Annotated in this window: 21 protein-coding genes; 11 read left to right on the top strand and 10 right to left on the bottom strand. The window is 58.7% G+C overall.

Features of this window, described 5'->3' with window-relative positions:
• Positions 1-325: 325 nt before the first annotated feature.
• The 3 genes from ACI77H_RS24500 to ACI77H_RS24490 are packed head-to-tail and all read left to right on the top strand — an operon-like array spanning position 326 to position 3112.
• A complete protein-coding gene (locus ACI77H_RS24500; RefSeq protein ID WP_407014219.1) occupies positions 326-1639 on the top strand; it encodes a C4-dicarboxylate transporter DctA in 1314 nt (437 codons plus the stop codon).
• Between the two features lie 53 nt (positions 1640-1692).
• A complete protein-coding gene (locus ACI77H_RS24495; protein WP_407014218.1) occupies positions 1693-2397 on the top strand; it encodes a FadR/GntR family transcriptional regulator in 705 nt (234 codons plus the stop codon).
• A 25-nt stretch (positions 2398-2422) separates the two neighbouring features.
• Entirely contained in the window at positions 2423-3112 is a 690-nt protein-coding gene (locus ACI77H_RS24490; RefSeq protein WP_407014217.1) for a GntR family transcriptional regulator, read from the top strand.
• 57 nt (positions 3113-3169) lie between these two features.
• Here the strand turns inward: ACI77H_RS24490 and yjiA are convergent, their stop codons facing one another.
• From yjiA to ACI77H_RS24475, 3 genes are all read right to left on the bottom strand, one after another.
• On the bottom strand, positions 3170-4141 hold the full coding sequence (gene yjiA / locus ACI77H_RS24485) for a GTPase (RefSeq protein ID WP_407014216.1): 972 nt from the start codon (positions 4139-4141) through the stop codon (positions 3170-3172).
• Positions 4142-4264: 123 nt separating this feature from the next.
• Positions 4265-4462 (bottom strand): YbdD/YjiX family protein, encoded by a 198-nt coding sequence (locus tag ACI77H_RS24480; RefSeq protein ID WP_007895266.1) that lies wholly within the window; start codon positions 4460-4462, stop codon positions 4265-4267.
• Positions 4463-4476: 14 nt separating this feature from the next.
• Positions 4477-6543: a carbon starvation CstA family protein gene (locus ACI77H_RS24475; RefSeq protein ID WP_407014215.1), complete on the bottom strand. Its 2067-nt coding sequence runs from the start codon at positions 6541-6543 to the stop codon at positions 4477-4479.
• Between the two features lie 158 nt (positions 6544-6701).
• On the opposite strand from ACI77H_RS24475, the gene ACI77H_RS24470 reads away from it, so the two are divergent.
• Positions 6702-7070 carry a PilZ domain-containing protein gene (locus tag ACI77H_RS24470; RefSeq protein WP_407014214.1) on the top strand — a complete coding sequence of 123 codons (369 nt, stop codon included), beginning with the start codon at positions 6702-6704 and terminating at the stop codon, positions 7068-7070.
• 130 nt (positions 7071-7200) lie between these two features.
• Here ACI77H_RS24470 and radA read toward each other — a convergent pair whose 3' ends face one another.
• A complete protein-coding gene (gene radA / locus ACI77H_RS24465; RefSeq protein ID WP_407014213.1) occupies positions 7201-8568 on the bottom strand; it encodes a DNA repair protein RadA in 1368 nt (455 codons plus the stop codon).
• A 413-nt stretch (positions 8569-8981) separates the two neighbouring features.
• Here radA and ACI77H_RS24460 point away from each other — a divergent pair, with 413 nt between their 5' ends.
• Together ACI77H_RS24460 and mscL are read left to right on the top strand one after the other, a co-directional pair.
• On the top strand, positions 8982-9125 hold the full coding sequence (locus tag ACI77H_RS24460) for a hypothetical protein (RefSeq protein ID WP_407014212.1): 144 nt from the start codon (positions 8982-8984) through the stop codon (positions 9123-9125).
• Positions 9126-9229: 104 nt separating this feature from the next.
• Entirely contained in the window at positions 9230-9646 is a 417-nt protein-coding gene (gene mscL / locus ACI77H_RS24455) for a large-conductance mechanosensitive channel protein MscL (protein ID WP_017340883.1), read from the top strand.
• 42 nt (positions 9647-9688) lie between these two features.
• Here the strand turns inward: mscL and ACI77H_RS24450 are convergent, their stop codons facing one another.
• Positions 9689-10465 carry a ferredoxin--NADP reductase gene (locus ACI77H_RS24450; protein WP_407014211.1) on the bottom strand — a complete coding sequence of 259 codons (777 nt, stop codon included), beginning with the start codon at positions 10463-10465 and terminating at the stop codon, positions 9689-9691.
• A gap of 332 nt (positions 10466-10797) precedes the next feature.
• Here ACI77H_RS24450 and ACI77H_RS24445 point away from each other — a divergent pair, with 332 nt between their 5' ends.
• The gene (locus tag ACI77H_RS24445; protein WP_407014210.1) at positions 10798-11529 is read left to right on the top strand and encodes an autoinducer binding domain-containing protein; all 732 of its coding nucleotides are present in this window, start codon (positions 10798-10800) and stop codon (positions 11527-11529) included.
• Between the two features lie 149 nt (positions 11530-11678).
• Positions 11679-12803, top strand: a complete 1125-nt coding sequence (locus tag ACI77H_RS24440) for a methyltransferase (RefSeq protein ID WP_407014209.1) — start codon at positions 11679-11681, stop codon at positions 12801-12803.
• A gap of 83 nt (positions 12804-12886) precedes the next feature.
• Here the strand turns inward: ACI77H_RS24440 and ACI77H_RS24435 are convergent, their stop codons facing one another.
• From ACI77H_RS24435 to ACI77H_RS24425, 3 genes are read right to left on the bottom strand one after another with little or no spacing between them, the layout of a single operon-like run.
• A complete protein-coding gene (locus tag ACI77H_RS24435) occupies positions 12887-13054 on the bottom strand; it encodes a DUF2474 domain-containing protein (RefSeq protein WP_064680606.1) in 168 nt (55 codons plus the stop codon).
• Between the two features lie 57 nt (positions 13055-13111).
• The gene (gene cydB / locus ACI77H_RS24430) at positions 13112-14119 is read right to left on the bottom strand and encodes a cytochrome d ubiquinol oxidase subunit II (RefSeq protein WP_407014208.1); all 1008 of its coding nucleotides are present in this window, start codon (positions 14117-14119) and stop codon (positions 13112-13114) included.
• A 3-nt stretch (positions 14120-14122) separates the two neighbouring features.
• Positions 14123-15565, bottom strand: a complete 1443-nt coding sequence (locus tag ACI77H_RS24425; protein ID WP_407014207.1) for a cytochrome ubiquinol oxidase subunit I — start codon at positions 15563-15565, stop codon at positions 14123-14125.
• 405 nt (positions 15566-15970) lie between these two features.
• Between ACI77H_RS24425 and ACI77H_RS24420 the strand changes: the two genes are divergently transcribed.
• The 3 genes from ACI77H_RS24420 to ACI77H_RS24410 all read left to right on the top strand — a co-directional run bounded on the left by ACI77H_RS24420 (position 15971) and on the right by ACI77H_RS24410 (position 17873).
• Positions 15971-17209, top strand: coding sequence for an MFS transporter (locus tag ACI77H_RS24420; RefSeq protein ID WP_407014206.1), 1239 nt, complete (start codon positions 15971-15973; stop codon positions 17207-17209).
• Between the two features lie 84 nt (positions 17210-17293).
• Entirely contained in the window at positions 17294-17572 is a 279-nt protein-coding gene (locus tag ACI77H_RS24415) for a type II toxin-antitoxin system RelE/ParE family toxin (RefSeq protein ID WP_407014205.1), read from the top strand.
• Positions 17573-17585: 13 nt separating this feature from the next.
• Positions 17586-17873: a HigA family addiction module antitoxin gene (locus ACI77H_RS24410; RefSeq protein WP_407014204.1), complete on the top strand. Its 288-nt coding sequence runs from the start codon at positions 17586-17588 to the stop codon at positions 17871-17873.
• Between the two features lie 6 nt (positions 17874-17879).
• Here ACI77H_RS24410 and ACI77H_RS24405 read toward each other — a convergent pair whose 3' ends face one another.
• Both ACI77H_RS24405 and ACI77H_RS24400 read right to left on the bottom strand, forming a co-directional pair.
• On the bottom strand, positions 17880-18431 hold the full coding sequence (locus ACI77H_RS24405) for a DJ-1 family glyoxalase III (protein WP_407014203.1): 552 nt from the start codon (positions 18429-18431) through the stop codon (positions 17880-17882).
• Positions 18432-18497: 66 nt separating this feature from the next.
• A complete protein-coding gene (locus ACI77H_RS24400) occupies positions 18498-18944 on the bottom strand; it encodes a DUF4879 domain-containing protein (protein WP_407014202.1) in 447 nt (148 codons plus the stop codon).
• Between the last annotated feature and the right edge of the window lie 58 nt (positions 18945-19002).

The raw sequence follows: 19002 nt of genomic DNA, 5'->3' as shown, positions 1-19002 counted from the left end.
CAGCCCGTTAAACCGCAGTCAGAAAAAACCGGCCAGTGATGGCCGGTTTTTTTTCGTCTGCGATTTGTAGGCGCCGGCTTGCTGGCGATCCGTTCTTGAGCCTTGCATTGATCTTTCCATCGCCTTCGCCGGCAAGCCGGCTCCTACAGGACCAGCGCCACTGGTCAGACCGGTCATGCCAATTTCGCAGTTTCCACTTGCGTTAACCCAAAATTAGCGCCTAGACTGCGCCTGCACTGGACATACCGGTAAGACCACAATAATTAAGTCCTGAATCTGATGCGCCTCGCGCACGGCAGCCAGGACACCGACCAGGATTCCTCCCATGCTCAGATGGTGCTCGCGTTCAATCTTCCTTCAAGTGGTTCTCGGACTGGTGCTCGGCATCGTCTGCGGACTGACCCTTCCCGAATATTCAGCCCAGCTCAAACCGCTCGGCGACGGTTTCATCAAACTGATCAAGATGCTCATTGGCCTGATCGTGTTCTGCGTGGTGGTCAGCGGCATCAGCGGTGCCGGCGACTTGAAGAAGGTCGGGCGCATCGGCCTGAAATCGGTGATCTACTTCGAAGTGCTGACCACCATCGCCCTGGTGATTGGCCTGGTGTTCGCCTTCAGCACCGGCATCGGCAGCGGCGCGAACATTCATCTGGAGCAGTTGTCTGCTGCCGACATGGGCGACATCGCCCAGCGCGGTCAGCACATGCAAACCACCTCCCAGTTCCTGATGAACCTGATCCCGACCTCGGTCATCGGCGCGTTCGCAGAGAACAACATCCTGCAAGTCCTGTTGTTTTCAGTACTGTTCGGCAGCGCGCTGAACCTGGTGGGCGAAGCCGCGTCGGGTATTTCCCGGCTGATCAATGAGCTGAGCCACGTGATTTTCCGCATCATGGGCATGATCGTGCGCCTGGCGCCGATCGGTGTGTTCGGCGCGATTGCCTTCACCACGAGCAAATATGGCCTGGACTCGCTGCAACACCTGGGCAGTCTGGTCGGCCTGTTTTACCTGACCTGCGTGGCGTTCGTGACATTGATTCTCGGCCTGGTGATGCGCCTTTCGGGCCTGAAGATGTGGCCCTTGCTGAAATACCTGCGCGAAGAATTGCTGATCGTCATGGGCACCGCCTCGTCCGACGCCGTGCTGCCGCAAATCATGCGCAAGCTCGAGCACCTGGGTATCGGCAGTTCGACAGTGGGTCTGGTGATTCCAACCGGGTACTCGTTCAACCTGGACGGTTTTTCGATCTACCTGACCCTCGCCATTGTCTTCATCGCCAATGCCACCGGTACGCCGTTGGCCATGACCGATTTGCTGACCATTCTGTTGGTGTCGCTGATCACCTCCAAAGGCGCTCACGGGATTCCCGGCTCGGCGCTGGTGATTCTGGCGGCGACGCTGACCGCGATTCCAGCGATTCCGGTGGTCGGTCTGGTATTGGTCCTGGCGGTTGACTGGTTCATGGGCATCGGCCGCGCGCTGACCAACCTGATCGGCAACTGCGTCGCCACCGTGGCCATCGCCCGCTGGGAAAAAGACATCGATATCCAACGGGCAAACAAGGTGCTTTCCGGTCAGGTCGGTTATACCTTCCAACCGAGAAAACCGGTTGCCCCGGCGCATCAGCAGGAATTTTAAACAACGTGTGCCTGCCTGCGGGCAGGCACATTTATCGCGACTTGGAGCGAACAGTGATTACCTCGTCAACCGTCGTCAATTCAGTGGTAGAAAAACTCCGGACCGCCTTGGCCCGTGGTCAGTGGCGCTCTGGCGAAATGTTGCCGGGCCAGCGTGAACTGGCCGAGCAACTGGGCATCAGCCGCCCGAGCCTGCGCGAAGCGGTCATCGTCCTGGAAACCCTCGGCCTGGTGCGCTCGATGCCGGGCAAAGGCGTGGTGGTGCTGGATGCCCATCTGACTGACAGCCAAAGCCATGACAGCGCGGTGGCCGGCGCAAGCCTGGAGGACGTGCTGCAACTGCGCTACACCCTTGAGCCATTTATCGTCGGTCTGGTAGCGCAGTCGATCAGCAGCAAGGAAGTCGGGCAATTGCGCCTGACCCTGATGGACATGCGCGAAGCCCTGGAGGCCAACGACAGCGAGGCCGGGGTGAACGCTTACATCGCGTTCCACGAAGAGCTGTTCACGCTGACCTCAAACCCGATTTTCCAGAGCGTGGTGCAGCAGACCAGCAATGCCCTCAAGCAAAGCGCCGAAGTGCTGCGCAACTCACCCGAGCATCTGGCTGAACGCCTCGAAGAAAACGAAGCCGTGGTGCGCGCGATTCGCAGCAAGAACAGCGCCCAGGCCAGTGCCGAGATGCGCCGCCATATCCTTCGCGAAGGAAAGCGGATGGGCATCGAATTGAATATCCCGGACGACAACCTCGGCAGTTGAAACCTATTGAAACCGGAGACAGGCCATGAACAGCTTCGCTTCAGTGCAAACTCTTGTTGCCCTGCCCTTTGCCACGCCGACGGACGACCTTTACTCGCGAGTCTTCGACGCCATTCTTGAACAGCGCATCGATGCCGCCAGTCGCTTTACCGAAGAAAGTCTCGCGCAGATGTTCGGCGTGCGCCGCAGTGATATTCGGGGGGTGCTGACGCAGTTGTCCCATCAGCAGATCATCGTGTTGCGCACGCACCATCGCCCTCGAGTCACCGCGCTCGATCGCGAGCAGGTCCGGCAGACGCTGCATGCGCGACGACTGACTGAGACCACGGTGGTGCGGCTGGCCTGTCAGCAGCCCCATCCACAGCATCTGAAACACCTGCGCACCTTGATCGATAGCGAGCGCCTGTGCACGAGGCGTGGCGCGGCGATTCAGTTGGCCGGGGAGTTTCATCTGCAATTGGCTGAAATGGCGGGGAATGCACCGTTGGCGCATTTTTTGGGCAGCCTGGTGCCGTTGACCTCGCTGGCGATTGCGCAGTTTGATACGCCAGAAGAAGGTTATTGCGAGTGGCAGGTGCATGAAGACATTGTCAATGCGGTGGAACGTGGTGATGCGGTGACTGCCGAGGTATTGCTGAGCCGGCATCTGGATCATTTGGAGGTGGTATTGCTGAACTCACAACCGATATCGCGCCAGCATCGTGTTGCCGGTTAGATCGCCATCGCCGGCAAGCCGGCGATGACGGCATCAGCCTCGTAGAAATCTCAGGCTCTAGTCCGCGGCCACCCGCGCAAACCCTTCCCGGATTTTCTCTTCCGGCAAATCGTCGGCAATAAACACGATCACGCTTTCACGCGCCTCGCCCTCTGCCCACTCGGTGTCCCAATCGAATCCGTACAACTTCAGGACACCCTGAAACACCATCCGCCGCGGCTCGCCAAGGATGTTCAGCACGCCTTTGTAGCGCAGCAGTTGCTTGCCATGCTCTTCCAGCAATTCGTTCATGAACTCGCTGAGCTTGTCGATATCCAGCGGCTTGTCGGTACGCAGCACCAGGCTGGAAATGCGGTCGATGGAAGGCGCTTTGCTGACCGGGCGCAGACTCAGGCCGCCACCGAGGTCGGCATTGAGATTGAAGCCGCGCACATCAAGCAGTTCGGCCAGGTCGATCTGGCCGTGGTCGACTACGCGAATTGGCGCGCGACGGTTGATGCGGGTGAGGCGCTCGCTCAATGCGGTAAAGGTCGGTTCGTCCACCAGATCGCGCTTGCTCACCAGCAAGCGATCGGCGAAACCGATCTGCGCCTGGGCGATGGTTTGGGTCAGGTGCACATCGGCGTGTGCCGCGTCGACCAGGGTAATGATGCCGTCGAGGATGTAACGCTCGCGCAGTTCCTCGTCGATGAAGAAGGTCTGTGCCACCGGCGCCGGATCAGCCAGGCCGGTGCACTCGATCACCAGACGGTCGAAGGCGATTTCGCCGCTGTCCAGGCGTTCGAGCAACAGGTACAGCGCCTTGGTCAGGTCGGTGTGGATGGTGCAGCAGACGCAGCCATTGGACAGGGTCATCACTTGCACCGGCTCGTCGCCCAACAGTTGGGTGTCGATACCGGCGTCACTGAATTCGTTTTCGATCACGGCGATTTTCAGGCCGTGCTCGGCTTTGAGCAGGTGGCGCAACAGCGTGGTCTTACCGGCGCCGAGGAAGCCGCTGAGGATCGTGACCGGGATTGGTGTGAACAAATCGAAAATCTCCCATGCGCTAAAAAAACTGTAGGAGCCCGGCTTGCCGGCGATAGCGATCTTGAAGACGCCATCGCCGGCAAGCCGGGCTCCTACAGTGGTGTGCTGCTTAAGCCTCGCGCATCAACAGCACTTCGGCCCACCCTTGCCACCGTAACGAGCTTCCTGGCGTTCCCGGAAGAACATCTCATAGCTCATCACCGGTTTGTCCGGGTGTTTGGTCTGCATATGCTCGACGTAGTTGTCGTAGTCGGGCATCCCGACCATCAGGCGCGCGGCCTGACCGAGGTACTTACCGAGGCGACTCAGGTCATTGAACATGCTGCACTCCTCGATCAAGCATCCGGCAGCGCCTGGAAGGGGGCTTCTTTATCCGTACGTTCCTTGCTGCCCCAGGCGGAAATACCGACCTTGAGCGCGTAGAACAGGATACTGAAGACCACGAACAGGAACAGCGCCGTCAGCGTTGCGTTGGTGTAGGCGTTGAAGATCACGTGTTGCATCTGAGTGATGTCCTTGGCCGGCGCGAGGATCTGACCGTTGGCCAGCGCATCGCTGTATTTTTTCGCCAGCGACAGGAAGCCAATCGCCGGGTTGGCGTCGAACAACTTGATGAAGCCAGCCGTGGTGGTACAGATCAGCAACCACACCGCAGGCAGCATGGTCACCCAGACATAGCGTTGGCGTTTCATTTTGATCAGCACGACGGTGCCGAGCATCAGCGCGATACCGGCCAGCATCTGGTTGGAGATGCCGAACAGCGGCCACAAGGTGTTGATGCCACCCAACGGGTCAATTACGCCCTGGTACAGCAACCAGCCCCACATCGCCACACAACCGGCGGTGGCGATCAGGTTGGCGGTCCACGATTCAGTGCGTTTCAGCGCCGGCACGAACGAGCCGAGCAAATCCTGGAGCATGAAGCGACCGGCACGCGTACCCGCATCCACCGCCGTCAGGATGAACAGCGCTTCGAACAGGATCGCAAAGTGGTACCAGAATGCCATGGTGTTTTCACCCGGCAGGACACTGTGGAGGATCTGTGCGATACCGACCGCCAGGGTCGGCGCACCGCCGGCACGGGCGAGGATGGTGGTTTCACCGATGTCCTTGGCCACCGCTTGCAGCGCTTCCGGGGTAATTGCAAAGCCCCAGCTGCTGACGGTTTGCGCCACTGCCACCACGTCACCGCCGACAACGGCGGCCGGGCTGTTCATGGCGAAATACACACCCGGCTCGATCACCGAGGCGGCAACCATCGCCATGATGGCCACGAACGATTCCATCAGCATCGCGCCGTAACCGATGTAACGAGCGTTGACCTCGTTATCCAACAGTTTAGGTGTGGTGCCTGAGGAGATCAGCGCGTGAAAACCCGAGACCGCGCCACAGGCAATGGTGATGAACAGGAACGGGAACAGACCGCCCTTCCACACCGGGCCGGTGCCATCGACGAACTGGGTCAATGCGGGCATTTTCAGCTCTGGCATAGTGACCAGGATACCGATCGCCAACGCCACGATGGTGCCGATTTTGAGGAACGTCGACAGGTAGTCACGCGGCGCCAGAATCAGCCAGACCGGCAGCGAGGCGGCCACGAAACCGTATCCGACCAGCATCCACGTAATCTGCACGCCAGTGAAACTGAACGCCTTGGCCCACACCGGATCGGCGGCAATCTGCCCGCCCAGCCAGATCGAACCCAGCAGCAGCAATACGCCGACCACGGAGATTTCGCCAATGCGACCCGGGCGGATGTAGCGCATGTAAATGCCCATGAACATTGCGATCGGGATGGTCGCCATCACCGTGAAAATGCCCCATGGGCTCTCGGCCAGGGCTTTCACGACGATCAGCGCCAGCACCGCGAGGATGATGATCATGATCAGGAAGCAGCCGAACAGCGCGATGGTGCCCGGGATGCGGCCCATTTCTTCACGGACCATGTCGCCCAGGGAACGGCCGTTGCGGCGAGTCGACATGAACAGGACCATGAAGTCCTGAACCGCACCGGCCAGCACCACGCCGGCAATCAGCCACAGCGTGCCGGGCAAGTAGCCCATCTGCGCCGCCAGTACCGGACCGACCAGCGGACCTGCGCCAGCGATAGCCGCGAAGTGGTGACCGAAGAGGATGTGTTTGTTGGTAGGGACGTAGTCCAGACCATCGTTATTGAGCACGGCGGGGGTGGCCCGTCGCGAATCGAGTTGCATCACATTGTTAGCGATGAACAGACTGTAGTAACGGTACGCAACCAGATAAATGGCCACGGCGGCGACCACAATCCACAAGGCGTTGATTGCCTCGCCTCGGCGCAATGCCACGACACCAAGAGCGCACGCTCCGACAATTGCCAGCAGCAGCCAGGGTAGATGGCGTAGCAGGCTATTATTATTTTTCATTTTTTTATTCCAGCCAGGGTGGACAAGAAAGACAGCCACCTCGAGTTTAGCTCGCCTGACGGCAAAGGCCATACCCCGACATTGGTCTAGACGCCCGCTCGGCTGGCAGGCTTTGACAATGCGGGTCTATAGTCAGCGAACATTCAGAGGATTGCGCCATGAGCCAACACCCTGCCGATCGCCGCCGCTTCAAACGTATTGCGTTCGACGCCCGAACCGAGCTGTGCCAAGGGGAATTCATCTGGCCAGTTAAGCTGATTGACCTGTCACTCAAGGGGTTATTGATCGAAAAACCCGAACCGTGGCTGGGCGATCGGGAAAAGGTTTTTTCCGTCGACATTCATCTGAGTAAAGACGTCGAGATAAAGATGGATGTGCAGCTAACGCATGACGATCTGGACCAGTTAGGTTTCGTCTGCCGATACATCAGCCTGGATTCCATAGCGCGCCTGCGGCGGTTGATCGAACTCAATCTGGGGGATCAGAAGGCGCTGGAGCGGGAATTGGGTGCGTTGATCGAGGTCTGACGACTCGACGCAAATCCCTGTGGGAGCCGGGCTTGCCCGCGATGGCGGTGCCAGCCCTAACACAAATGTCGACTGACAAACCGCTATCGCGGGCAAGCCCGGCTCCCACAGTATTGGGTAATGCCTGCAGTTACGCGAATAGTGCGTCGAGGGCCTGCTCCAGACGGGTCACGGCAATGATCTGCAACCCCGGCGGCGCCTCTTTCGGTGCGTTGCCCTTGGGCACGATGGCCCGTTTGAAGCCGTGCTTGGCGGCTTCTTTCAAGCGTTCTTGCCCACTTGGAACCGGGCGGACTTCGCCAGACAAACCGACTTCCCCGAACACCAGCAGATCATGGGGCAATGGCCGGTTGCGCAAACTGGACATGACCGCCGCCATCAGCGCCAGATCGGAAGCGGTTTCCAACACCTTCACGCCACCGACCACGTTGAGGAACACATCCTGGTCGTGGGTTGGAATGCCGCCGTGTCGATGCAGAACCGCCAGCAACATCGCCAGCCGATTCTGATCCAGCCCCAGCGTGACCCGACGCGGGTTGGCCAAGTGACTGTCATCCACCAGCGCCTGGACTTCCACCAGCATTGGCCGGGTGCCTTCCCACGTTGCCATGACCACACTGCCGGGGACTTCTTCCTGTGCACGCGTGAGAAAAATCGCCGAAGGGTTGGAGACTTCTTTCAAACCCTTGTCCGTCATGCCGAACACGCCCAGTTCGTTGACCGCGCCGAAACGGTTCTTCACCGCCCGCAGCAAGCGCAAGCGACCGTCGGATTCGCCCTCGAAATACAACACGGTATCAACCATGTGTTCCAGCACGCGTGGCCCGGCCAATGCGCCTTCTTTCGTCACGTGGCCAACCAGGAAAATCGCCGTGCCACTCTGTTTGGCATAGCGCACCAGCAAAGCCGCGCTCTCACGCACCTGGGACACGCCGCCCGGTGCCGATTGCAACTGCTCAGTAAAAATCGTCTGAATCGAGTCGATCACCATGACCTTGGGCTTTTCGACCCGGGCGGTGGCGATGATGGTTTCGATGCAGGTTTCGGTCATGACACGCAGTTGATCCTGCGGTAATCCCAAGCGACGGGCGCGCATGGCCACTTGCTGTTGGGACTCCTCGCCGGTGACGTACAGCGCCGGCATGCTCTTGGCGAGGTTGCACAAGGTTTGCAACAGGATGGTTGATTTACCGATGCCCGGATCACCGCCGATCAGTACCACCGAACCGTCCACCAGCCCGCCGCCCAAGACGCGATCGAGTTCACTGGAAGCCGTGGAAAAACGCGGTATTTCTTCGACGCTGACTTCAGCCAGGGTCTTGATCTGTGCCTGCTGGCCGGTCCAGCCGGTGCGACCGCTGGGCGCTGCGGCACCGCCACTCTCGACCATGGTTTCGGTCAAGGTGTTCCAGGCCCCGCACTCGCCGCACTGGCCGGCCCACTTGGGGAAGGTTGAGCCGCACTCGGTGCAGCCGTACATGCGCTTGGCCTTGGCCATCTGAACTCCCGGCAAAAACCGCGATGATAGCTCAGCTGGACCGGATCAGTGCGACGGCATTACCCCACTGGAGTACTGTCGCGACTTATTCAGTTGCCGAGGCAGCGACCGTGTTGAAACTTTCATAACTTGTACAACGCGCGGTTCAGACAATCCTGCCAAAGTTAAAACCAACACTCACAAAGCTGTACAAGGCTTAACACTCTGAGAACTTAATGTACAACATTACCCAATAAGCCAAGAGTTTAATCCAGAGATTCAAATCGATGGCGTTACGACATCACGCACCTTTTGTTTTCCGGCCACTACTTTTCACACCGAGAACTTATACTTGAAGTTCCGTGCTGTAAAACTTATAGCGAGCACACTCCCCTTACATTCAATAAGTCACTTTTGCAAAGCGGACACTTTTAATGCTGGCCACCACCTCCACCGCTGATCAGCACAAGCGACTGAATGACAAACAACACCCCTCAACTGGATTGCGTGAGCACGTCGGTCTGCACCACGCAGACCTGCGCGCCAGTGATGGCATTTTGAAAACTTTTTCCCGATGATCCGGTCGATAGCAAGCAAGCGCTGTAAGCAGTTGTTTCGGGCAAGAACCATTTGGCTGATTTACACTGCGTTACCATCCTCATCTGTAACAAGGAAACAACCTATGGGCGTGATAAGTGAGTTCAAGGCCTTCGCGGTCAAAGGCAACGTGGTCGACATGGCCGTCGGTATCATCATCGGTGCCGCCTTCGGCAAGATCGTTTCGTCGTTTGTCGGCGACGTGGTCATGCCGCCAATCGGGCTGCTGATCGGTGGGGTGGATTTCAGTGACCTGGCCATTACGCTCAAGGCCGCCAACGGGGATATTCCGGCGGTGGTGCTGGCGTACGGCAAGTTCATCCAGAGCATGATCGACTTCATCATCGTCGCGTTCGCGATTTTCATGGGCGTCAAAGCCATCAACCGTTTGAAGCGCGAAGAGGCCGTGGCGCCTACCCTGCCGCCGGTTCCGACCAAGGAAGAAGAGCTGCTGGGTGAGATCCGTGATCTGCTCAAAGCTCAGAACAATCGACCAGAATGATCTGATGCAAGCAAAAACGGCGCCTTCGTGGCGCCGTTTTTTTTACCAGTAGTTTTCCACCGCCACGTGCCCGGGGCGTCGGCTGAGGCTCAAGTGCATGTCGCGCTGTTTCAGCAGTTTTCGCGTGTCATCGATCATCTGCGGATTACCACACAGCATGACCCGCGAATGCTCGGCCGTCAGCGCCACACCTGCCGCCTGCTCCAGTTCGCCACGCTCAATCAACGTGGTGATCCGGCCATTCAAGGCGCCTGGATGCTGCTCGCGGGTGACGGTGGCAATGTAGTGAAACTTGTGCGCGTACTCAGCCAGATAGTCACGCTGCGCCAACTCCGCGATCAGTTCCTGATACGCCAGTTCCCGGGCTTCGCGCACGCTGTAGACCAGGATGATTCGCTCGAATTTCTCCCACACCTCGAAGTCCTGCAGGATCGACAGAAACGGCGCCACGCCCGTGCCTGTGGATAACAACCATAGATCCCGCCCGTCGACGAAGCGGTCAAGTGTCAGGTAACCGAAGGCCTGGCGGTCCACCAGCAGCGTATCGCCGACGCCCAGCCGGCCCAGCTCACTGGTGAACTCGCCCCCCGGCACCACGATGGAAAAGAATTCGAGGAACTCGTCATAAGGCGAAGAGACCATGGAATAGGCACGCCAAACAACGCTGCCGTCAGCCTTGGTCACACCAAGCCTGGCGAATTGCCCCGCACGAAAACGGAAGCCCGGATCCCGTGTCGTGCGCAGGGTGAACAGGTTTGAGGTCAACGGCTTGACGTCGAGCAGGGTCTGGCGCGTGAATTTTTCTGCACTGGCAGTCATGGGGCGCTCCATTCAACAGATAGCGTCCAGTGTCCCGCAAAGCATGGGAAACAAACACCGACGATTTGTAGTGCCATTAACTATCAATCCAGACTATTACAAAATAGTGTTTTTTTAGACGTACCATTCGGTTAAAAAAAGACCTATCAAATTAAACTCGACATACAAAACCGACCGCACTTTCTAAAAACTTTTTAGAACTTGATATTTAATTTTTAAAGCCAACTAAAGCAAAAAAGTCTCATCGTTATGTAGGATTCATCCTACACTCGGCTCGTGCCGGATCTCGGATCCAATCAGCACCCCAGCGGATTGAACAATGGAGATACATGATGGAGCGGTGGAAGGAGTCGCAACTCAACCAACTATCGAGCACGAAGCATATAGATGCCGCGTACCCGATCGCACTTGAGTTCGCTAAAAATATCGGGTTTAAATTTTTTGCTTTTTCAACTACTTATCAAACACAAAACAACCAATTCAACACTATCCAGCACAACAATTACCCCAGCAGTTGGAACAAGGAGTATGAACAGAAAAATTTAAGCTTGATCGATCCGATAGTAGCCCATTGCAATCACTCCATGCTGCCCATTCTGTGGAGCGAAAATCTTTTCTCCAAGGTGCCTTCGCTGTGGGAGGCCCTTGAAGCACCAGGCTTGCAGCACGGCTGGTCACAATCGCTGCATGACCAAGAGAGCGGCCTGTGCAGTATTCTGAGCCTGGCAAGGAGCCATTGCCCGATCACGGCCATGGAGCTATATGAAAATCTCGGTTTCTCGGTGTTCATGTGCCGTCATCTTCATGCGTTGATCGCACAATCGCTGCCCAAGAAAGCGTTGAAGCCGCCCGCGCCGCACTTGTCTCCACGGGAAATCGACGTATTGGAACTGGCGGCAGCCGGAAAAACCGCTGAAGAAAGCGCACGAATTCTCAACCTCAGCGCGCGGACCATCCATTTCCATATTCAAAGCGTGATTTTGAAACTCGGGGTCAGCAACAAAATTGCCGCGATCATCGCCGCGATCAAGGCCGGCTACCTCAACAGCACCTCGATACGTTGATCGATTAAAACCCGCGACTGACGTACCATTTGCGATTCCTCCGGAGTGTTGACGTGTGAACTTTCACGACGCAGTACACCCGGACGGTCTCGCCCGCTACAACGCCCCTGGGCCGCGGGATCCCCGTTGATTACCCAGAGCCCCACCCCATGCCTTTGCTCGAAACACCGTTCGCCCGCCTCGACCTGATCCGCCAGCCAGAACAGCAGAACGAGCCGCTGCAAGCGTTTGATGCCGCCGACGAATACCTGCTCAATCACCTGGCCGACCAGCAACCGAGCGCGAACACTCGAGTGTTGGTGCTCAACGACAGCTTTGGCGCATTGGCCGCCAGCCTCTCGGGCAAGGTTCAGGTGACCAGCAGCGGCGACTCGTTCCTGGCCTTTCAGGGCCTGGAAAAAAACCTGATCCGTAACGACCGGGCATTCGATGCCGTACCGAGCGTGCCCGCCAGTGAAGCGTTGGCCGGTCCGTTTGATCGGGTCCTGATCCGCGTGCCGAAAACCCTGGCCTTGCTGGAAGAGCAACTGATCCGTCTGCAAAGCCAATTGGCACCCGGCGCCCAAGTGATTGCCGGCGCCATGATCAAGCATCTGCCACGCGCCGCCGGGGATTTACTGGAGCGCTATGTCGGTCCGGTTCAAGCCTCGTTGGCCGTGAAAAAGGCTCGACTGCTGATGGCCACCGTTGAGGCCAAAGCCCTCGCGACATCGCCCTACCCAACCCGCTATCGGCTCGATACGCCGGCGATTGAATTGCTCAACCACGCCAATGTGTTCTGCCGCGAAGGGCTGGATATCGGTACGCGAGCCTTTCTGCCGCACTTGCCGACAAATCTTGGCGCGGCACGGGTCGCTGATCTCGGTTGTGGTAACGGTGTTTTGGCCATTGCCAGTGCTCTGCAAAACCCGCAGGCACACTACACGCTGGTGGACGAATCCTTCATGGCCGTGCAATCGGCCACCGAAAACTGGCACGCGGCGCTGGGTGAACGCGACGTGATCGTGCGCGCCGGGGATGGTTTGGCCGGCCAGGAACCGCAGTCGCTGGACGTGGTGCTGTGCAACCCACCGTTTCACCAGCAACAAGTCGTGGGCGACTTCCTCGCCTGGCGGATGTTCCAGCAAGCGCGAGAAGCGCTGGTGGTGGGCGGTGCGCTGTACATCGTCGGCAATCGTCATCTGGGTTATCACAGCAAACTGGCGCGGTTGTTCCGCGGCGTCGAACAAGTGGCGGCCACACCGAAGTTCGTGATCCTCAAAGCCCGAAAATAATCCCGGGCAAAAAAAAGCCCTCCAGGACCGGAGGGCTGTCAATCCGTGCCGCAAGGCAGCGGGATGGGATCAGGCGCAAAGAATCAGTGAGTCGACAGGCCTGCGGCATTCATGAACATGCGCATCAGGCTCGCGACGATGAACAGCGCCACGACGCTGCCGGTCCAGATCATCGCCAGCCAGCCAAGTCGCTGCCACAGCGGTTTTTTCTCTGCCGCTTCGATTTCCTGCAAGGAATGTTTGCCAGCCATCATCGTGATCTCCTCTGAAATGGCGCAGGTCTCAGCCGTGCGCCATTGTCGTGTGCGCTAGTGATAGCCATCTTCATGGGTGACCTTGCCGCGGAACACGTAGTAGCTCCAGAAGGTGTAACCCAGGATGAACGGGATGATGAACAAGGTGCCGACCAACATGAAGCCCTGACTCTGCGGCGGTGCGGCGGCGTCCCAGATCGAGATCGACGGCGGCACGATGTTCGGCCACAGGCTGATGCCCAGACCGCTGTAGCCGAGAAAGATCAGCACCAGGGTCAGCAGGAACGGCGTGTAGTGCGCATTGCGCGCCACGGCGCGGATCAAGCCGTACATGGTCACCAGCACCAGAATCGGCACCGGCAGGAACCAGAACAGATTCGGCAACGTGAACCAGCGCGCAGCGATTTCCGCGTGGGCCAACGGCGTCCAGATGCTGACGATACCAATCACCGCCAGCACCACAAAGGCCAATGGCCGCGCCAGGTTGTGCATCTGCTCCTGCAACTTGCCCTCGGTTTTCATGATCAGCCAGGTGCAACCGAGCAGCGCATAAGCCACGACCAACGCCACGCCGCAGAACATCGTGAACGGTGTCAGCCAGTCCAGTGACCCGCCGGCGAACTGACGGTTGACCACCGGCAGCCCATCGATGAACGCCCCCAACGCGACGCCCTGGAAGAAAGTCGCGGCGAGCGAGCCACCGATGAACGCCTTGTCCCACAGATGACGCTTGTCATCCTTGGCCTTGAAGCGGAACTCGAACGCCACGCCACGAAAGATCAGCCCGATCAGCATGAAAATCAGCGGCAGGTACAGCGCCGAGAGCACCACCGAATAGGCCAGCGGGAAGGCGCCAAACAGCGCCGCGCCGCCGAGCACCAGCCAGGTTTCGTTGCCGTCCCAGACTGGCGCGACAGTGTTCATCATCACGTCACGGTCGGTCTTGCCCGGGATGAACGGGAAGAGAATCCCGATGCCCAGGTCAAAGCCGTCCATGACCACGTACATCATGATGCCGAAGATGATGATCACGGCCCAGATCAGCGGAAGATCAATACCCATGACTCAAATCTCCTTGGTCAGGCTGGGGCTGTGGTCACTTTCGGCGCCATCATCGTCAGCCGCCGACAGCGGACGAGCGGGCGTGCGTTTCTGGCCAGGACCACCGTCGTTGGTTTCCTTGCCTTCGTCGATCTTCGGCCCTTTGCGCACCAGGCGCATCATGTAGCCCAGACCGGCACCGAACAGCGCGAAATAGACCACGACGAACAGGATCAGCGTGATGCTCATCTGCACGAAGCTGTGATTGGACGATGCATCTGCCGTGCGCATCAAACCGTAAACCACCCACGGCTGGCGGCCGATTTCAGTGGTAAACCAACCGGCAAGGATCGCGATCAGGCCGGACGGGCCCATCCACAACGCCAGGTACAGGAATGGTCGCGAGGTATACAACTTGTCGCTTTTACGTAGCCACAGGCTCCACAGACCGGTAAAGATCATCAGCATGCCCAGGCCGACCATGATCCGGAACGACCAGAACACGATGGTCGAATTCGGCCGATCTTCAGGCGGGAAATCCTTGAGCGCCGGCACCTGTTTGTCCAGGGAATGCGTGAGGATCAGGCTGCCAAGGTACGGAATCTCGACAGCAAATTTGGTCTTCTCGGCTTTCATGTCCGGCCAGCCGAACAGGATCAGCGGGGTCGGTTCATCACCGTGGTTTTCCCAGTGCCCTTCGATCGCGGCGATTTTCGCCGGTTGATGCTTCAACGTATTGAGACCGTGGAAGTCACCGATGACCGCCTGAATCGGGGCAACGATCAGGGCCATCCACATGGCCATCGAGAGCATGGTGCGGATCGCCGGGTTGTCCTTGCCGCGCAGCAGATGCCAGGCCGCCGAGGAACCGACGAAGAATGCGGTGGCGACAAACGCGGCCGTCGCCATGTGCATCAGGCGGTACGGGAACGACGGGTTGAAGATCACCGCCAGCCAGTCGGTTGGAATGACCTGGCCGTTGATGATTTCGAAGCCTTGCGGGGTCTGCATCCAGCTGTTGGAGGCGAGAATCCAGAAGGTCGAGATCAGCGTGCCGATAGCGACCATGACCGTGGCGAAGAAGTGCAGATTGCGTCCGACCTTGTTCCAGCCGAACAGCATGACCCCAAGGAAGCCGGCTTCGAGGAAGAACGCGGTCAGTACTTCGTACGTCAGCAACGGCCCGGTGACGGAACCGGCGAAGTCCGAGAAACGGCTCCAGTTGGTGCCGAACTGATAGGCCATTACCAGCCCCGACACCACACCCATGCCGAAGTTGACGGCAAAGATTTTCGACCAGAAGTGGTACAGGTCGCGGTAAGTATCGTTGTTGGTTTTCAGCCACAGGCCTTCGAGCACCGCCAGGTAACTCGCCAGACCAATGGTGATGGCCGGAAACAGGATGTGGAACGAGATGGTGAACGCGAACTGAATTCGGGCGAGATCAAGCGCCTCCAAACCGAACATAAGTCTTCCTCTGTCAGGTAATACCGGCTGAAGGCTTGCGGCCTACACCCACGGCCCCCACGGATATGGAGTGTGGCGAATTTCAATTCGTTCTTCTTTTTACAAACATCACACGCAGGGAGTCTGGCCATCTGGCCACCGGATCAATTCCGTAAAGGTTTTGATCTGGATCAAGCATGGGTAAAAGAGTAGTCCGGTTTCTGTCGATGGACGGTGTGGTCTTTTGCCGCGTGACAGGTTGCCTCATAGGCCTGGCAACCACTCGCAACACATTTCCCAGCTCGCACGGGGGGATTTGCGCGATTTCGGGATCGGTGTCTAGCTAACTAAATTTCCCGCCCCAGCAACTTCTGGTTACAGGTTGGTGATAATCTCGGCCCTCCCCACGCTCAAGATCTGCCGCCGATGCCCAGCCAAGCGCCCTTGCTGTTACGTCATCATCGCCCTTTCATCGCGTTCTGGCTGGCTCGGGTGTTTACCGCCAGCGGCTTTCAAATGCTCACCGTGGCCATCGGCTGGAACCTCTATCAACTGACCGGCAACGTGCTGGACCTGGGCCTGGTCGGTCTGGTGGAATTTGCGCCGCGCGTGCTGTTCATGCTGCACACCGGGCATGTCGCCGACCGCTATGACCGGCGCAAAGTCGCGGCAATCTGTCAGTCGCTGCAAGCATTGATTGCCTTGACCCTGGCGATTGGCGGCGCCACCGGCCATGTCACCCGGGAAATGATCTTCATCCTCGCGTTTCTGCTCGGCGCCGCGCGCTCCTTCGAGATGCCGACCACCCAGGCGCTGCTGCCGAGTATCGTTCCCTCCGCGCTGTTCCCCCGCGCCGTCGCCGCCGCGCAGTCAGCCCAACAATCGGCGACCATCGTCGCGCCGGCGCTCGGCGGCTTGTTGTATGCCTTTGGCAGCGCCTGGGTCTACGGCCCGACGGTGATTCTCTACGTGATCGCCTGCCTGCTGATGCTCAACCTGCCCGCCCGGCAAACCCCGCTGAACAAAGGCAAGGCGACCCTGGATTCGCTGCTGGCGGGGATCCGCTTCATTCGCAGCCGACCGGATATTCTCGGGGCGATTTCTCTGGACCTATTTGCAGTGTTGCTCGGCGGCGCGACGGCGTTGCTGCCGGTGTTCGCCAAGGACATTCTGCTGACCGGGCCATGGGGGCTGGGCCTGTTGCGTTCGGCGCCGGCAGTCGGTGCGTTATTGATGTCGCTGTGGCTGGCGCGGTTTTCCGTGGATCGCCAGGTCGGTCGGGTAATGTTCACGGCGGTCGGCGTGTTCGGCGTTGCGACCATTGCGTTTGGCCTGTCGACCTCGTTCTGGTTCTCCCTGGCCGTACTGGTGGTGCTGGGCGCGGCAGACATGATCAGCATGGTGATCCGCGCGTCCTTCGTACAACTGGAAACCCCGGATGAAATGCGTGGTCGGGTCAGTGCCGTCAATGGCCTGTTCATCGGCGCCTCGAACCAGTTGGGCGAGTTCGAATCCGGCCTCACCGCTCACTGGTTCGGCACCGTGCCGGCGGTGGTCATGGGCGGCATCGGCACGCTGGTGGTCACCGGGGTGTGGATCAAGCTTTTCCCGACGTTGGCCAACCGTGATCGTATGCATGTGCCGCTGGAAGAAGCCAGGGTTTGAACCAGGGCTAGAGCACAATTTTGCCGACCAAGTGCAATACATAGATAGTGCACTGAGTGTAATGTAACGCCTTACACTCACCCCATGATCAAATCCTTTCAGCACAAAGGCCTTCGCGGCTTCTATGAAACAGGCTCGACGCGTGGAATCCGGGCAGACCAGGCGAAACGTCTGTCGCGAATGTTGCAATTCATGGACCGAGCCGTAGCGCCTGGTGACCTCGACCTGCCGGGATGGCGACTACACCCGCTCACGGGCGAACTGACCGAATACTGGTCACTGAGCGTTTCGGGAAACTGGCGGGTTATTTTTCGTTTTACAGGTTCGGATATCGAACTGGTCGACTATCTGGACTACCACTGACAGGAGGCAGGACATGCCCTTGCACAACCCGCCACACCCTGGCGAAACACTTTTATTGGATGTATTGCCCGAACTGGGCATCAGCGTAACGGAACTGGCTCGACATTTGGGCTTTGCACGCCCGCACCTTTCACGGGTGCTGCATGGCCATGCGCCGATCAGTCCAGACCTGGCGGTCCGTCTGGAGCGGGCCGGGATTGGCAAGGCGCGTATGTGGTTAGGGGTTCAGACCGACTACGATCTTTGGCAAGCAGAGCAGCGGGAACAACCGATCATCAAACCGCTTGCCGTTCACGCCTGACATGCTCTAAACCACCAACTCCCCCGCCACCGTCGCCCGCGTAGCTTTGCCGCAGAGTTGTTCCACCAGCGCCAGGGCAAACGCGAGTGCGCCCCCGGAACCTTGAGCGGTCACGCAGTTGCCATCGACCACCACCGGTTGATCGACAAAGTTGCAACCCGACAGTTGATGGCTGGCACTCGGCAGGCAAGTCATGCGCCGCTGACGCAGGACGCCAAAGGCTTGCAGTGCCAGTGCCGGGGCTTCGGCGATGCCGGCGAACAGACGTCCGGCCGCCGCCTGATCCTTGATCAATTGTTGCAACGGTTGATGGGCCGCCAGATGCTGCGCACCGACTGCACCGCCGGGCAGTGCGATCAGGTCGAAGGGCTGGGCCAGCAAATCCACCAGCATCGCATCGGCCGTCACGCGGGTGCCGCGGGCACAAGTGAGCATGCGCCGGCCCTCGATGCTGGCCACCACCACTTCAACCTTGGCGCGACGCAGCACATCGATCAGCGTCACGGCTTGCAGGTCATCGATGCCCTCGGCGAGGGTAATCAGGGCTCTAAAGGTCATGGGCGCAGTCCACAGAATGATCGTTAAAGCGTAGTCAGCTTTTCTGCTCCCCGTTCGGGCGGGCCGTTACTTGATGTAAAGCTGCGTCGACATCGTGTTGCCCGGCGCGTTGATCGACGTGTTGCTGAAGGTGAAGGTGCCTTCCTGCTTGCCGGCCAGATCGAAGACATACAGATAGCCGACGGTGTTTCTACCGACGGTGCAGTCGGTCAGGTTGCCATTATCAAAGGCGCAAATCGGAGTCCGGGTGCCGTTCACGTCAAAACCGTCGAGCCCGACTTGCGCCTTGCGGCCGTAGCCGACTTCCAGCACGTAGATCTTGATGTTCGGCCCGCTGTGATCGCAAAGGGTTTTCTCTTGCCCATCGCCAATGTCTTCAAACCCACAGGCCGGTGACTCAACCTTGAGCACCTTGACCTGACTTAACGGCGCTGCCGACGCCGCCGAGGCGGTTTGTGCCCCCTGCAACAAGCCAATCACTATTGCGAATACGGTAACCAGACGCTTTTTCATGCAATCCCCATGTCCCCCAAAGCCAGCGCGCAGTATGGCGCACTTGGCTTTAACGCAA

Source organism: Pseudomonas sp. O230 (assembly GCF_045447035.1).
Classification (GTDB): Bacteria; Pseudomonadota; Gammaproteobacteria; order Pseudomonadales; family Pseudomonadaceae; genus Aquipseudomonas.
Note: the sequence above shows the minus strand (reverse complement) of the source record. Positions and strands in the feature narration are given on the sequence as shown.

What these genes read in the sequence shown, in the direction of transcription:
- ACI77H_RS24500 (WP_407014219.1), top strand. Translation starts at nt 326, where the DNA reads ATGCTCAGATGGTGCTCGCGTTCAATCTTCCTTCAAGTGGTTCTCGGA.
- ACI77H_RS24490 (WP_407014217.1), top strand. Translation starts at nt 2,423, where the DNA reads ATGAACAGCTTCGCTTCAGTGCAAACTCTTGTTGCCCTGCCCTTTGCC.
- ACI77H_RS24480 (WP_007895266.1), bottom strand. Translation starts at nt 4,462, where the DNA reads ATGTTCAATGACCTGAGTCGCCTCGGTAAGTACCTCGGTCAGGCCGCG.
- ACI77H_RS24475 (WP_407014215.1), bottom strand. Translation starts at nt 6,543, where the DNA reads ATGAAAAATAATAATAGCCTGCTACGCCATCTACCCTGGCTGCTGCTG.
- ACI77H_RS24470 (WP_407014214.1), top strand. Translation starts at nt 6,702, where the DNA reads ATGAGCCAACACCCTGCCGATCGCCGCCGCTTCAAACGTATTGCGTTC.
- radA (WP_407014213.1), bottom strand. Translation starts at nt 8,568, where the DNA reads ATGGCCAAGGCCAAGCGCATGTACGGCTGCACCGAGTGCGGCTCAACC.
- ACI77H_RS24460 (WP_407014212.1), top strand. Translation starts at nt 8,982, where the DNA reads ATGCTGGCCACCACCTCCACCGCTGATCAGCACAAGCGACTGAATGAC.
- mscL (WP_017340883.1), top strand. Translation starts at nt 9,230, where the DNA reads ATGGGCGTGATAAGTGAGTTCAAGGCCTTCGCGGTCAAAGGCAACGTG.
- ACI77H_RS24450 (WP_407014211.1), bottom strand. Translation starts at nt 10,465, where the DNA reads ATGACTGCCAGTGCAGAAAAATTCACGCGCCAGACCCTGCTCGACGTC.
- ACI77H_RS24445 (WP_407014210.1), top strand. Translation starts at nt 10,798, where the DNA reads ATGGAGCGGTGGAAGGAGTCGCAACTCAACCAACTATCGAGCACGAAG.
- ACI77H_RS24440 (WP_407014209.1), top strand. Translation starts at nt 11,679, where the DNA reads ATGCCTTTGCTCGAAACACCGTTCGCCCGCCTCGACCTGATCCGCCAG.
- ACI77H_RS24435 (WP_064680606.1), bottom strand. Translation starts at nt 13,054, where the DNA reads ATGGCTGGCAAACATTCCTTGCAGGAAATCGAAGCGGCAGAGAAAAAA.
- cydB (WP_407014208.1), bottom strand. Translation starts at nt 14,119, where the DNA reads ATGGGTATTGATCTTCCGCTGATCTGGGCCGTGATCATCATCTTCGGC.
- ACI77H_RS24425 (WP_407014207.1), bottom strand. Translation starts at nt 15,565, where the DNA reads ATGTTCGGTTTGGAGGCGCTTGATCTCGCCCGAATTCAGTTCGCGTTC.
- ACI77H_RS24420 (WP_407014206.1), top strand. Translation starts at nt 15,971, where the DNA reads ATGCCCAGCCAAGCGCCCTTGCTGTTACGTCATCATCGCCCTTTCATC.
- ACI77H_RS24415 (WP_407014205.1), top strand. Translation starts at nt 17,294, where the DNA reads ATGATCAAATCCTTTCAGCACAAAGGCCTTCGCGGCTTCTATGAAACA.
- ACI77H_RS24410 (WP_407014204.1), top strand. Translation starts at nt 17,586, where the DNA reads ATGCCCTTGCACAACCCGCCACACCCTGGCGAAACACTTTTATTGGAT.
- ACI77H_RS24405 (WP_407014203.1), bottom strand. Translation starts at nt 18,431, where the DNA reads ATGACCTTTAGAGCCCTGATTACCCTCGCCGAGGGCATCGATGACCTG.
- ACI77H_RS24400 (WP_407014202.1), bottom strand. Translation starts at nt 18,944, where the DNA reads ATGAAAAAGCGTCTGGTTACCGTATTCGCAATAGTGATTGGCTTGTTG.